The sequence below is a fragment of the Streptomyces sp. Ru72 genome (genome assembly GCF_002920635.1).
Taxonomy (GTDB): domain Bacteria; phylum Actinomycetota; class Actinomycetes; order Streptomycetales; family Streptomycetaceae; genus Streptomyces.
The window spans coordinates 44,340-57,724 of the sequence record NZ_PQSR01000025.1; the positions used below are offsets into that span (position 1 = coordinate 44,340).

The following is a 13,385-nucleotide window of genomic DNA, read 5'->3' on the forward strand; positions in this document are numbered from 1 at the left end:
AATGGCGAGACGCCGGCCTGCCGGATTCGGGGAGCGGGGGCCCGGCGGATTACCGGGCGGAGAGCTGGGCACAACGGATGCAGACTCGCCGCGGGGCACGCGCGTGGCGGGCGATTCGCGGGCGTGCCCCGTTGCCGCGGGCCAGAAGTCGATTTATCGTCCCAGAGCGATTCGCGTGCAAGATCACAATATGTGAAGGGGCCGCGGCCATGGTGGTGAAGAAGACCGCCGTACAGCAGTCGGCGTCCGGCAGAACCACGGGTGCGGCTGCCTCCGGCGGTGCGGCGGCCAGGAACGTGGACGGGAAGAAGACCACCCGTACGGCGGGGGCGAGGCGGACGGTGGGGACGGCCGGCCGGCTGGGCCAGGCCCCCGCCGAGGCCGGGGCCGGAAAAGGTGCGCACAGGGCCGGGGGGCCGCAGGCGCAGGGAAGGAGCACGGCGGCGCTCGGGGGCGCTGGAGCGGGAACGGTCGTCCACGGTGGGACGAAGGACCGCGTGAGTGCCTCGGAGGGCCCGGGCGCGATGAGGGCGACGGTTGCCGGGACGGGCGAGCTGAGCAGTGGGAGCACGGCCTCCGGCAAGGCGACCGCCGGGCAGGCCGGCGCCCGCCGGACCGAGTCGAAGGCGGCACCCTCGAGGAAGGCTGCCAGGAAGGAAGGCGACCCCGAGCGGCAGGCGGCTGAGAAGGCGGCGCCCGGCAAGGCGACGGCGACCGGCACCGGTGCCGGGAGGACGTCGGCGAAGAAGAGCGCCGCCGCGAAGAAGGCGCAGGGGAAGAAACCCGTCACCGGCAGGGCGGCCGGGAAGGCCCCTCCCGAGGCGGCCCGGAAGGCCGTCCCGGAGAAGGCCGCGCAGACCGGCACCGCCGCCATGGGGGAGGCAGCGAGCGGCGCCGCCGCGAAGAAGGCGGTGGCGAAGAAGACCGCTGCGAAGAAGACCGTCGCGAAAAAGGCGGTGGTGAAGGAGACCGCCGGGAAGAAGGCGGTGGCGAAGAAGGCCACCACCCGGTCGGCACCGGCCGAGAAGGCGGCGGCCGAGAAGGCGGTCCCGAAGAAGACGGCGGCCGAGAAGGCCGTCCCGAAGGAGACGGCGGCCAAGAAGGCCGTCACCAAGAAGGCGGCGGCCAAGAAGGCGGCAACCAAGGGTGTCGCCGCCAGGAAGGCGGCAGCACCCGGCACTGTTCCCGACAAGGCGGCGGCGAAGAAGGCGGCGCCCGGCAAGGAGGCTCCGGTGACCAGCACCGTCGCGAAGAAGGCGGCAGCGAAGAAGGCCGCTGCCAAGAAGTCGGCGGCCGAGAAGGCCGTCACCCCCAGGACGGCGGCAAAGAAGGCCGCCGCCGAAAAGGCGGCCCCCTCCAAGGCCGCTGCCGGCAAGAGCGCCGCGAAGGGCGGCACGACGAGAAGCACCCCCACGAAGAGTGCGGCCAAGAAGAGCACGGCCAAGAAGGCGAGCGAGGTCGAGGCCGCGAAGCAGACGGGAGCCACGACGGTGGTTGCGAAGAAGACTCCTGGGACGGCCACGGCGGACACGGGCCCCACCGCGGTCCCCAAGGCGAGGATCGCCGCGGCCGAGCCCGGGGAACTGGCGGTGCGCCCCGGAGAGGACCCGTGGACCCCCGAGGAGGTGGCCGAGGCACGCGCCGAGCTGGAGTCCGAGGCCACGCGGCTGCGCGGCGAGATCGACGCCTCCGAACAGGCGCTGGTCGGCCTGATGCGCGACTCCGGGGACGGCGCCGGCGACGACCAGGCGGACACCGGCACCAAGAACATCACCCGCGAGCACGAAATGGCGCTCGCCCACAACGCCCGGGAGATGCTCGAACAGACCGAACACGCCCTGGAACGTCTCGACTCCGGCACCTATGGCCTGTGCGAGAGCTGCGGCAACCCCATCGGAAAGGCCCGTATGCAGGCCTTTCCGCGTGCCACCCTGTGCGTGGAATGCAAGCAGAAGCGGGAACGCCGGCCATGAGCCCCGCCTGAACACGTGATCCGGCGCGGTGGTGTCGTAGTCTCGTCCAGTCAGGGCACCTAGGTTGAGGGATTCACGTGGCAGAGGCGGAGCGCATCATCGGTACGCCGGACATCCCAGACGCGGCCGGGCCGGAGCAGTCCGACGGGCGGGCCCCGGCCGAGGGCGCCGGAGCCCAGGAGCCGGGTTCCGGCGCCGCCGAGCGCCCGAGGGGCAGGCGCCGGATCGCGGTCCTGTTCGCGGTCGCCGCCTTGGCGTACGCCCTGGACCTGATCAGCAAGCTGATCGTGGTCGCGAAGCTCGAGCACCACGAACCGATCGAGATCATCGGGGACTGGCTGAAGTTCGAGGCGATCCGCAACCCGGGTGCGGCCTTCGGTTTCGGTGAGGCGTTCACCGTGATCTTCACGGTGATCGCGGCGGCGGTGATCGTGGTGATCGCCCGGCTCGCCCGCAAGCTCTACAGCCTGCCCTGGGCGATCGCCCTCGGCCTGCTGCTCGGCGGCGCGCTCGGCAATCTCACCGACCGGATCTTCCGCTCGCCGGGCGTGTTCGAGGGTGCGGTCGTCGACTTCATCGCGCCCAAGCACTTCGCCGTCTTCAACCTGGCCGACTCGGCGATCGTCTGCGGCGGCATCCTCATCGTGCTGCTGTCCTTCCGCGGGCTCGACCCCGACGGCACCGTCCACAAGGACTGAGATCGCGGGCAGTCCCCCCGCAAGGCCCGAGGCCGTTGTCCACAGGCTCCTCGCGGGGCCGGGGGACCCGTCCGGCATACTCGACGGGTGAGCACGCTTCCCGAGATCCGTACCCTGCCCGTGCCCGACGGCCTGGAGGGCGAGCGCGTCGACGCCGCCATCTCCCGCATGTTCGGCTTCTCCCGCACCAAAGCCGCGGAGCTGGCCGCGGCGGGCAAGGTGCAGGTCGACGGCGCGGTGGTCGGCAAGTCGGAGCGGGTGCGCGGCGGCGCCTGGCTCGAGGTCGAGATGCCGCAGGCGCCCGCGCCGGTGCAGGTGGTCGCCGAGCCGGTCGAGGGCATGGAGATCGTGCACGACGACGAGGACGTGGTCGTGATCGTCAAGCCGATCGGCGTCGCGGCGCACCCCAGCCCCGGCTGGACCGGCCCGACCGTGATCGGCGGCCTCGCGGCGGCCGGCTATCGGATCTCCACCTCCGGCGCCGCCGAGCGCCAGGGCATCGTCCACCGCCTCGACGTCGGCACGTCCGGCCTGATGGTGGTGGCCAAGTCGGAGTACGCGTACACGTCGCTCAAGCGCCAGTTCAAGGAGCGCACGGTCGACAAGCGCTACCACACGCTCGTCCAGGGCCACCCCGACCCGACCAGCGGCACCATCGACGCACCCATCGGCCGCCACCCCACCCACGACTACAAGTGGGCGGTGACAGCCGACGGCAAGCCCTCCATCACGCACTACGACCTGCTCGAGGCGTTCCGCTCGGCGTCCCTGCTCGACGTCAAGCTGGAGACGGGGCGTACCCACCAGATCCGCGTCCACATGGCCGCCCACCGGCACCCGTGCGTCGGCGACCTGACGTATGGCGCGGACCCCACGCTCGCCAAGCGGCTCGGCCTGACCCGCCAATGGCTGCACGCCGTACGCCTCGGCTTCGAGCACCCGGGGGACGGGCAGTGGGTGGAGTTCGAGAGCGCCTACCCCGCCGACCTGCAGAAGGCGCTGGACAAGGTGCGCGAGGAGAGCTGGGCGTGAGCGCCGGGAACGACGGGTACGCCGTGCGGATCGCCGAGGAAGCCGCCGACCGCGAGGCGTGCTTCGCGGTCCGCAAGGAGGTCTTCGTCGGGGAGCAGGGCGTGCCCGAGGACATCGAGTACGACGCCTACGACGCCGGTGCCGTGCACGTCCTGGCCGTTCGGGAGGACGGCGTGCCGCTCGGTACGGGCCGGCTGCTGCACGGGGAGGCGGCCGCCGCCAAGAACGGCGGCGACACGTCGGTGGGCTCGCTCGGGCGGCTGGCGGTGACGCGGGAGGCACGGGGCCTGGGCGTCGGCGCCGCGCTGGTGCGGGCCATCGAGGACGCGGCACGCGCCCGTGGCCTGACGGCGGTGGACCTGCACGCGCAGACCCAGGCGCTGGGCTTCTACGAGCGGCTGGGCTACGCCGCGTACGGGCCGGAGTTCCCCGACGCGGGGATACCGCACCGATCGATGCGGCGCTCCCTGTAGTGAAGCCGGAAAAACGGGTGAGAAGGGTGGCATGGCAGGCGTGAGACCTGCTGTGTGAACGTCGAACTTCCGGAGCGCTCACCGTGGACCAACTGGCCCTGTTCCTGCTGCTGTTGCTCGGGGCCGTGGTGAGCGTCCCGGTCGGGGACCGACTCCGGCTGCCGGCGCCGGTGCTGATGACCCTGCTCGGGATCGTGCTCGCCCTGCTCGACTTCGTGCCCAACGTCAACATCCCGCCCGGGCTGATCCTGCCCGCTCTGCTGCCGCCGCTGCTGTACGCGGCGGTGCGCCGCACCTCGTGGCGGCAGTTCGCGGCCAACAAGCGCCCCATCTTCCTGCTGGCCGTCGCGCTGGTGTTCGTCACCACCGTGTGCGTGGCCGCCGTCGCCCACGAGATCGTGCCCGGGCTGCCGGTCGCCGCGGCGGTGGCGCTCGGCGCCCTGGTCGCGCCGCCCGACCCGGTCGCGGCGACGGCCGTCGCGGGACAGCTCGGACTGCCCCGGCGCCTGGTGTCGATCCTGGAGGGCGAGGGCCTGTTCAACGACGTGACGGCGATCGTGCTGTACCACGTCGCGATCGCCGCCGCCGTCAGCGGAACGTTCTCGCTGCCGCACGCCCTGATCGAACTGGCACTCTCCGCGGTCGTCGCCCTCGCCGTCGGGCTCGCCCTCGGCTGGGCCGCCAACAAGCTGCTCGACCTGCTCGGCGACGCCACCCTGCAGATCGGGCTGACGCTCCTCGTGCCGTACGCCTCGTACGTCCTGGCCGAGGAGCTGCACGGCTCGGGCGTGCTGTCCGTGCTGGTCACCGCACTGTTCCTGGCGGAGTACGCCGCCGATCCGGACGATGTGACGGTGCGGCTCGCCGGGCACACGTTCTGGGACGTCGTGGACACCCTGGTCACCGGGATCGCGTTCGGGCTCATCGGGCTGGAACTGCACCACGCGATCCGGACGGCGTCCGGGCGGTGGGGCGAGATGCTCGGCTGGGCCGCCGCGATCGTGGCCGTCGTGGTGTTCGTCCGCCTCGCGTGGCTGCTGCCCGCGACCTGGCTGACCAAGCGGCTGCACGCCAAACGGGACTACGACGAGGAGATCCCGGTGTCCTCGCGGGAGACCGTCGTCATGTGGTGGTCGGGGATGAGGGGCGTGGCCTCGGTGGCGCTGGCCCTGGCCATACCGCTGACCATGGACGACGGATCGCCCTTCCCCGGCCGGGAGGAGATCGTCTTCATCGCCTTCGGGGTGATCATCGCCACGCTCGTGCTCCAGGGGCTCACGCTGCCGTGGCTGGTGCGGAAACTGAACGTACGGGCCGACACGGACCGCGAAAAGGAGTTCGAGCACGCGCTGGCGGTCCGCGCGGCCAAGGCGGCCAAGCGCAGGCTGAAGGAGATCGAGCAGGTCGAGGAGCTGCCGGACGAGCTGTCCGAGCAGCTGCTGCGGCGGGCCTTCGACATCGGCGCCCGCATCAGCCCCGACCTCGGGGACGAGGAGCGGCGCGAGGCGCACGAGCAGCGGGCCCGTCGCGTCAAGCGGGTGCGCAGGATCCACGGGGAGATGCTGAGCGCGGCACGCCACGAGGTGCTGGCGGCACGCAGCGAACCGGGTGCCGACCCGGAGATCGTCGACCGGGTGCTGCGCCACCTGGACGTTCGCAGCCTGCGCAGTCTGCGCTGACATATGCCGCCAGGCCGTCCCGCGACCCGCCCGGAAGGGCAATCGCCTCACCGCAAGCGGCTTTTGTACGATCGGATCATGACGCGCAACGTGGTGATCAGTGGCGGTGGCACGGGGATCGGACTGGCGGCGGCGCGGGCCTTCGCGGCGGACGGGGACCGGGTGCTGCTCCTCGGACGCCGACCAGAAGTGCTGGAGAAGGCCGACGTGCCAGGGGCGCTCACCTACGCGGCCGATCTGAGCGACCCGCACGCCGTACGTGGGGTCGCCCGGTTCGTGGCCGACGAGCTGGGCACTGTCGACGTCCTCGTCAACAGCGCGGGCGGCAGCGGGCTCCTGGAGCCCAAGGCCGACACCGAGGATCCGCTCGAAACCGTCGCGCACACCTGGACCGTCAACTTCCGGCTGAACGTGCTGACCGCGGCCCTGCTCACCGAGGCACTGCGGGACCGGCTCGCCTCACCCGGGGGCCGGGTGCTGTTCCTCAGCTCCATCGCCGCCTACCGCGGCTCCGGCAGCGGCGCGTACGCCGCCTCCAAGGCCGCCCTGCACCCGTACGCCTTCGATCTGGCCCGGGAGCTCGGGCCGCGCGGCATCACGGTGAACGTGGTCGCGCCCGGCTATGTCGAGGACACCGAGTTCTTCGGCGAGGCGATGGACCCGGCGCGGCGCGAGCGGCTCATCGCGGAGACGTCCATCGGCCGTGCCGCGACGCCCGGCGACGTCGCCGCCACCCTGCACTGGCTGGCGTCCTCCGGCGCCCGCCACATCACCGCGCAGGTGATCCAGGTCAACGGTGGTGCGGAACGCGGTCGCTGACGCGGGCGGGGATCAGCCCCGGCCCACCCGCTCCTGCTCGTACGCCTTGTGGAACTGTCCGTCGCGCGAGGAGTGACCGTTCCAGCCGGGGGGAGGCACCGCGCCCGCCGTGTTGACCCGCGGCAGCGCGTAGGGATGCTCCTCGGCCAGCCAGCGGATGAGTTCCTCGCGCACCGTCACCCGGGTCGTCCATATGTCGTCCGCGTCCTTCGCGGTCACCAGCGCCCGCACCTGCATGGTGTTGGGCGTCGAGTCGGTGACCTGGAGGCCGTAGGCGCGGCCGTCCCACGCCGGGCAGTGGCGCAGGATGTCGCGCAGCTTGTCGCGCATCGCGTCCACGGGCGCGGTGTGGTCGACGTGGAAGTAGACGATGCCGGTCATCTGGGCGCTGCCGCGCGACCAGTTCTCGAAGGGCTTGGAGGTGAAGTACGACACCGGCATGGTGATCCGTCGCTCGTCCCAGGTGCGCACGGTCAGGAACGTCAGGGTGATCTCCTCGACCGTGCCCCACTCGCCGTCCACGACCACCGTGTCGCCGAGCCGCACCATGTCGCCGAACGCGATCTGCAGCCCGGCGAAGAGGTTGGAGAGCGTGGACTGCGCGGCGACACCGGCGACGATGCCGAGGATGCCGGCCGAGGCCAGGAGCGAGGCGCCGGCCGCGCGCATCGCCGGGAACGTCAGCAGCATCGCGCCGGCCGCCACCACCCCCACGGTCGCGTACACCACCCGCATGATCAGAGTGACCTGGGTGCGCACGCGCCGGACCCGGGCCGGGTCGTGGTGGGCGCGGGCGTAGCGGCTGTACGTCGTCTCGACTATCGCCCCCGCGATGCGGATCACCAGCCAGGCCGCGGAACCGATCAGCACCAGGGTGAGCGTCCGGCCGATGCCGACCTGATGTGCCTGGAGCACCTTCGCCTGGTCGTACGAGCCCCTCAACAGGGCCGCGCACAGCACCAGCTGGTAGGGGATGCGGCCGCGGCGCAGCAGACCCCACAGGGGCGTCTCGGGGTGCCGGGCGTTCGCCTTGCGCAGCAGGACGTCCGTGCCCCACCCGATGAGCAGGGTGAGTCCGACCGTGCCGCCGACGACGATCACCGGGCGCAGTACGTTCTCCATCCTTGGAACGTAACCAGTGGGGCGCGCCGTGAACCTGTGGCCAAGAACACCCGCCGCCGCACAGCGCACGGCGGTGTCCGTCCCGGCTGGCACCATGGGCTCATGAACATCATGCTCTTCCACTCGACGTACGGACTGCGGCCGGCCGTGCGGGCCGCAGCCGACCGGCTCCGCGCCGCCGGGCACGAGGTGTGGACCCCCGACCTGTTCGACGGCCGCACCTTCGAGACGGTCGAGGAGGGCATGGCCTTCAAGGACGAGATCGGGAAGGAAGAGCTGCTCAAGCGAGCCGTCCTGGCCGCGGCGCCCTACTCCGAGCAAGGGCTCGTGTACTCGGGCTTCTCGCTCGGCGCGTCCATCGGGCAGACCCTGGCGCTCGGCGACCACAAGGCGCGCGGACTCCTGCTGCTGCACGGCACCTCGGACATCGCGCCGAGCGCCTCGGTGGACGCCCTACCGGTCCAGCTGCACGTCGCGGAGCCGGACCCGTTCGAGACGGACGACTGGCTCAGCGCCTGGTACCTGCAGATGGGCAGAGCGGGCGCGGACGTCGAGATCTACCGGTACGCGGGCGCGGGCCACCTGTACACCGACCCGGACCTGCCGGACTACGACGAGGAGGCGGCCGAGGCCACCTGGCGGGTGGCGCTCGGCTTCCTCGACAGCCTGGAGACGGCCTCGTAAGGCGTTACACCGGGTCGTACGTCCGCTCGACCTTCTGCGTGCCGCTGCGCGTGCGGTACGACCGCTCCCACGACGAGGTGGCGCTCGGGTTCGTGCGGTCGGACAGGACGTAGTAGTCCATCTGCGCGCGTTCGGCGGTGATGTCCAGCACGCCGTAGCCGTGGCGGTCGGTGTCCACCCAGTGGACGTGCCGGTTGGCCGCGCGGATGATCGGCGCGGCCACCGCCGAGACGGTGCCCTCGGGGACCTTGACGATGTCGTCGAGGTTGTCGGAGGTGACCGAGGTGACCACGAACTCGGTGGCGGCGGAGGCGGACAGCGGGTAGGTGCCCGCGTCGACGGGGACGTCGTTGGCCCACGCCATGTGGATGTCGCCGGTCAGGAACACGGTGTTCCGGATGGCGTTGGCCCGCAGATGGGCGAGCAGTTCGCGACGGTCGTCGGTGTAGCCGTCCCACTGGTCGGTGTTGACGGCGAGGCCCTCCTGCGGCAGCCCCAGCAGCTTGGCAAGCGGCTTGAGCAGGTCGGCGGAGAGCGAGCCGATGACGAACGGCGCGATCATGACCGAGTTGCCGACCAGCCGCCAGGTGGTGTCGGACGCCTGCAAGCCCGCCTTGAGCCAGTCGAGTTGGGCGCGGCCCGTGATCGTGCGCTCCGGGTCGTCGACGGAGCCGCTGCCCGTGGACGCCTGCTGCGAGCGGAAGGAGCGCAGGTCCAGCAGGGAGAGGTCGGCCAGCTTGCCGAAGCGCAGCCGGCGGTAGGTCGTGCCCTCGACGGCCGGGCGGACCGGCATCCACTCGAAGTACGCCTGCTTCGCCGCCGCCTTGCGGGCCGTCCAGGTGCCCTCGGCGCCCTCGGTGTGGTTGACCGCACCGCCCGACCAGGCGTTGTCGGCGAACTCGTGGTCGTCCCAGATCGCGATGACCGGTGCCTTCGCATGCAGGGCCTGCAGGTCGGGGTCCGTCTTGTACTTCGCGTGCCGGATCCGGTAGTCGGCCAGCGTGATGATCTCGTTCGCCGGGGCGTGCGGGCGCACGACCGTGCCGCGGGCCGCGTACTCGCCCGTCTTGTACTCGTAGATGTAGTCGCCCAGGTGCAGCCACGCGTCCAGGTCGCCCCGGGCGGCCAGGTGCCGGTACGCCGCGAAGTAGCCGGCCTCCCAGTTGGCGCAGGAGACCACGCCGAAGCGCAGCCCGGACACGGCGGCGTCGGCGGCCGGCGCGGTGCGGGTGCGGGCGACGGGGGAGTCGGTGCCGCCCGCGGAGAAGCGGAACCAGTAGTCGGTGGCCGGCTCCAGTCCTCGGACGTCGGCCTTCACGGTGTGGTCGGAGGCGGCGGTCGCGGTGACCGATCCCTTGGCGACGATCGCTGTGAACGCCTTGTCCCTGGCGAGCACCCAGGTCACCTCGGTGTCGGGCCCGAGCCCGGAGCCGGGCGTGGCCTCCGCGGTGGGGGTCACCCGGGTCCACAGCAGGACGCCGTCGGGCAGCGGATCGCCGGAGGCCACGCCGTGCAGGAAGGCCGGGGTGTCGGCGGCGGCCCGGGCGGGAAGGGCGGCGGCGAGCGGGGCGCCCAGAACGGCCGTCGCCGCCGCGGCCTTGACGACCGTACGGCGGCGCGGGGAAAGGAAGTTGACGCTCTCGGATGATCTGTGTCGACTGGTCACGGCCGAGCAGACTACTGACCGGTACACGCAAAGAGCGGGCGAACACGCAAAGTTCGCCCGCTCTTTCTCCGCCTGACCGCCCGGGCCCGCCCGGGGGACCGGTCAGGACTTGAGCGCGTTGTCGATCGCCGCGTTGAACTCCGCCACCGTCATCGGTGCGTTCTTGCCGTCGGACCCGGTGATCGTCTTGCCGTCCATCTTCAGGGTCGGCGTGCCCTGTACCCCGCTCTTGTTGAAGACGTCGGACATGTCCAGCGCCCACTTGTCGTAGGTGCCGTCCTTCACGGCCTTCTGGAACGCCGCGTTGTCCTTCAGTGCGGGGACGGTGTTCGCGACCTTGATCAGGTAGCCGTCGTCCTTGAACTTGTCCTCGGTCTCCTCCGGGTGCCACTTCGCCGAGTAGAGCGCGCTCTTGTACTCGAGGAACGCCTCAGGGCTGACGTTCAGCGCGGCGCCCATGGCGCTCAGGGCGTTCTTGGAGCCCTCGCCCTGGGTGTTGGTGTCGATGAACGAGGCACCGACGTACTGGATCTTGAACTTGCCCTCGTCGACGTCCTTCTTGACGGTCGAGCCGACCGTCTGCTCGAACTGGGCACAGATCGGGCAGCGGGGGTCCTCGTACATGACGAGGGTCTTCTTGGCGCTGCTCTTGCCGATCACGACGGTGGTGCCGTTCGTGCCGGAGGTGTGGGCCGGCGCGACGAGCTTATCGCTCTTCGCGGCCTCCCAGTGGCTGGGCTTGTTGTTCTGCACGACGGCGTAGCCGACGCCGCCGGCGACGGCGAGCACGGCGACGACCGAACCGGCGACGATCAGCTGCCGCTTGACCTTGTCGCGCTTGGCCTGCCGCTCGCGCTCGATGCGCAGCCGCTCACGGGCCGCCGTCTTCGCCTGCTGGCTGTTCCGCTTGCTCATGGGTGATCTCCTCGGGGACGCGCATCGTCGTGCGCGGGGTAAGGGCGGGGACTGGAGTGCTCGGGGTGTCGCTAGATCGCAGCGACCGAGCACGGCGGTCCACGCCGTCCCAGGGAGTGCACGAAGAGGCGGGTGCGCAGGGCGGTGATCCGGGGCGCCGGGCGCGGGGCCCGACGGGCCGGAGCCAGCCGTACCGTCACCGCGGCGACCGCGAGCAGCAGCGGGCGGAACGTGGTCGCGGCCACCGCGCCGAGGAGCTGGGTCAGCGCCCGCTCGCCGCGGCGAAGCCAGGCGGCGGCCAGCAGCCCCACGCTCACATGGGCGGCGAGCAGCAGCCAGGCGGTCTCCGGGTCGGCGTGCGCCAGGAGCGCCGCGATCCGGTCGCCGCCGCTGCCGGTGACCCGGCTGAGCGGGGTGCCCACGCTGCCGCCGCTGCACAGCAGGTCCAGGCCCACCGAACGCAGCGGGCCGGTGACCGGGCCGCCCGCCCTGCCGTAGCAGGCGTGCTGGCCGGTGGTGAACACCGTGTCCGCGGTCAGCTCCAGCGGCACCAGCAGGGCGGCGATCTTCCCGAAGCCGCGCTCGCGGCCCGCCAGCGCGTAAGCGACGACGAAGACGGCGGCGGCTATCGCGGCCACCGTCCCCATCGGCAGGGGGACCTCGGACAGCAGCACGTGCGACGCGGTGCTGAGTGTCACGACCAGTGCCGTGAACAGCGCCGCGCGTACGGCTCTGAGGTGGGTCCCGGATATGTCCATAGCAGAGGAGAGTGTGTCACGTGCTCCCGTAAGGGAACACTAAAGGATCGCTCTGCCCGGCCCTTCCGTCACAGACCTGGAATCCGGCCGTTGCGGAACAGGTCCACGAAGATCTGGTGGTCCGCACGCGCGCGTGCCCCGTAGGTGTGCGCGAAGTCCACGAGCAGTTCCCCGAAGCCGTCCTCGTCGGCGGCGATCGCCGCGTCGATGGCCCGCTCGGTGGAGAAGGGCACCAGGGACTCGCCGGACTGGTCGTCCGCCGCCGCGTGCATGGCGGCCGTGGCGCGGCCCAGGTCGGCGACGACCGAGGCGATCTCCTCAGGGTCGTCGATGTCGCCCCAGTCCAGGTCCACCGCGTACGGCGACACCTCGGCGACCAGCTGGCCCGCGCCGTCCAGCTCGGTCCAGCCCAGCCACGGGTCGGCGTGCGCCTGCAGGGCGCGCTGGGAGATCACCGTGCGGTGGCCCTCGTGCTGGAAGTACTCGCGGATCACGGGGTCCGTGATGTGCCGGGAGACGGCCGGGGTCTGGGCCTGCTTGATGTAGATCACGACGTCGTTCTCCAGAGCGTCGCTGTGACCCTCGAGGAGGATGTTGTACGAGGGCAGGCCGGCCGAGCCGATACCGATGCCGCGGCGGCCGACGACGTCCTTCACGCGGTAGGAGTCCGGGCGGGCCAGGGACGTCTCCGGCAGCGTCTCCAGATAGCCGTCGAAGGCCGCGAGCACCTTGTAGCGGGTGGCGGCGTCCAGCTCGATGGAGCCGCCGCCCGGCGCGAAGCGGCGCTCGAAGTCGCGGATCTCGGTCATCGAGTCCAGCAGCCCGAAGCGGGTGAGCGAGCGGGCGTCGCGCAGCGCGTCCAGCAGCGGGCCCTGGGCGGTGTCCAGGGTGAAGGGCGGCACCTCGTCGCTCTTGGCGCCGGTGGCCAGGGCGTGGACGCGCTCGCGGTAGGCCGCGGCGTAGATGCGGACCAGCTCGGTGATCTGGTCGTCGCTGAGCGCCTTCGCGTACCCGATCAGCGCCATGGAGGCGGCGAAGCGCTTCAGGTCCCAGGTGAAGGGGCCGACGTACGCCTCGTCGAAGTCGTTCACATTGAAGATCAGGCGGCCCGTGGAGTCCATGTAGGTGCCGAAGTTCTCGGCGTGCAGGTCGCCGTGGATCCACACCCGCGAGGTGCGGTCGTCCAGGTACGGCCCGCCGCGCCTGTCCGCGTCCAGGTCGTGGTAGAAGAGGCACGCCGTGCCCCGGTAGAACGCGAACGCGGAGGCCGCCATCTTGCGGAACTTCACGCGGAACGCGGCCGGGTCGGCGGCGAGCAGCTCGCCGAAGGCGGTGTCGAAGACGGCGAGGATCTCCTCACCGCGTTGCTCGGCGCTGAGCTGCGGAACCGACATCGCTGGGTGCCTCCTGGTACGGGTGGTGCGTGACGTTTGGGGTTGATCTTCCGCGGGTTTTCCCTCACGCCAACGTCCGGCGGTGTGGAGGAGTGCCCACGCTTTCTCCGCATGAAGGTACGCGCCGGACGCCTCCGGGTGTCAGTGCCGAGGCATAGACTTCGACGCTGTC

At 71.3% G+C, this 13,385-nt stretch carries 12 protein-coding genes; 7 read left to right on the forward strand and 5 right to left on the reverse strand.

Going from position 1 to position 13,385, the window contains the following annotated elements; genetic code table 11:
- The first annotated feature begins 209 nt into the window (after positions 1 to 209).
- The 6 genes from C3488_RS14865 (at position 210) to C3488_RS14890 (ending at position 6,674) form a co-directional block, all read left to right on the forward strand.
- Positions 210 to 1,973 carry a TraR/DksA family transcriptional regulator gene (locus tag C3488_RS14865; RefSeq protein WP_258053427.1) on the forward strand — a complete coding sequence of 588 codons (1,764 nt, stop codon included), beginning with the start codon at positions 210 to 212 and terminating at the stop codon, positions 1,971 to 1,973.
- Between the two features lie 77 nt (positions 1,974 to 2,050).
- The gene (gene lspA / locus C3488_RS14870) at positions 2,051 to 2,671 is read left to right on the forward strand and encodes a signal peptidase II (protein ID WP_103839880.1); all 621 of its coding nucleotides are present in this window, start codon (positions 2,051 to 2,053) and stop codon (positions 2,669 to 2,671) included.
- Positions 2,672 to 2,758: 87 nt separating this feature from the next.
- Positions 2,759 to 3,703 (forward strand): RluA family pseudouridine synthase, encoded by a 945-nt coding sequence (locus C3488_RS14875; RefSeq protein WP_103839881.1) that lies wholly within the window; start codon positions 2,759 to 2,761, stop codon positions 3,701 to 3,703.
- A complete protein-coding gene (locus tag C3488_RS14880; RefSeq protein ID WP_103839882.1) occupies positions 3,700 to 4,176 on the forward strand; it encodes a GNAT family N-acetyltransferase in 477 nt (158 codons plus the stop codon). The genes C3488_RS14875 and C3488_RS14880 overlap by 4 nt, the downstream gene beginning before the upstream one ends.
- 83 nt (positions 4,177 to 4,259) lie before the next feature.
- The gene (locus C3488_RS14885) at positions 4,260 to 5,855 is read left to right on the forward strand and encodes a Na+/H+ antiporter (protein ID WP_103839883.1); all 1,596 of its coding nucleotides are present in this window, start codon (positions 4,260 to 4,262) and stop codon (positions 5,853 to 5,855) included.
- 78 nt (positions 5,856 to 5,933) lie between these two features.
- The gene (locus tag C3488_RS14890) at positions 5,934 to 6,674 is read left to right on the forward strand and encodes an SDR family NAD(P)-dependent oxidoreductase (protein WP_103839916.1); all 741 of its coding nucleotides are present in this window, start codon (positions 5,934 to 5,936) and stop codon (positions 6,672 to 6,674) included.
- Between the two features lie 12 nt (positions 6,675 to 6,686).
- On the opposite strand, the gene C3488_RS14895 is transcribed toward C3488_RS14890, so the two are convergent.
- Positions 6,687 to 7,796 carry a mechanosensitive ion channel family protein gene (locus tag C3488_RS14895; RefSeq protein WP_103839884.1) on the reverse strand — a complete coding sequence of 370 codons (1,110 nt, stop codon included), beginning with the start codon at positions 7,794 to 7,796 and terminating at the stop codon, positions 6,687 to 6,689.
- A gap of 102 nt (positions 7,797 to 7,898) precedes the next feature.
- Here C3488_RS14895 and C3488_RS14900 point away from each other — a divergent pair, with 102 nt between their 5' ends.
- A complete protein-coding gene (locus tag C3488_RS14900; protein WP_103839917.1) occupies positions 7,899 to 8,480 on the forward strand; it encodes a dienelactone hydrolase family protein in 582 nt (193 codons plus the stop codon).
- Between the two features lie 4 nt (positions 8,481 to 8,484).
- Here the strand turns inward: C3488_RS14900 and C3488_RS14905 are convergent, their stop codons facing one another.
- From C3488_RS14905 to C3488_RS14920, 4 genes are all read right to left on the reverse strand, one after another.
- The gene (locus C3488_RS14905; RefSeq protein ID WP_103839885.1) at positions 8,485 to 10,146 is read right to left on the reverse strand and encodes an alkaline phosphatase; all 1,662 of its coding nucleotides are present in this window, start codon (positions 10,144 to 10,146) and stop codon (positions 8,485 to 8,487) included.
- A 102-nt stretch (positions 10,147 to 10,248) separates the two neighbouring features.
- Positions 10,249 to 11,061, reverse strand: a complete 813-nt coding sequence (locus tag C3488_RS14910; protein WP_103839886.1) for a DsbA family protein — start codon at positions 11,059 to 11,061, stop codon at positions 10,249 to 10,251.
- A 71-nt stretch (positions 11,062 to 11,132) separates the two neighbouring features.
- Positions 11,133 to 11,819, reverse strand: a complete 687-nt coding sequence (locus tag C3488_RS14915) for a hypothetical protein (RefSeq protein WP_103839887.1) — start codon at positions 11,817 to 11,819, stop codon at positions 11,133 to 11,135.
- Positions 11,820 to 11,887: 68 nt separating this feature from the next.
- On the reverse strand, positions 11,888 to 13,213 hold the full coding sequence (locus tag C3488_RS14920) for a DUF2252 domain-containing protein (protein ID WP_103839888.1): 1,326 nt from the start codon (positions 13,211 to 13,213) through the stop codon (positions 11,888 to 11,890).
- Positions 13,214 to 13,385: the final 172 nt, after the last annotated feature.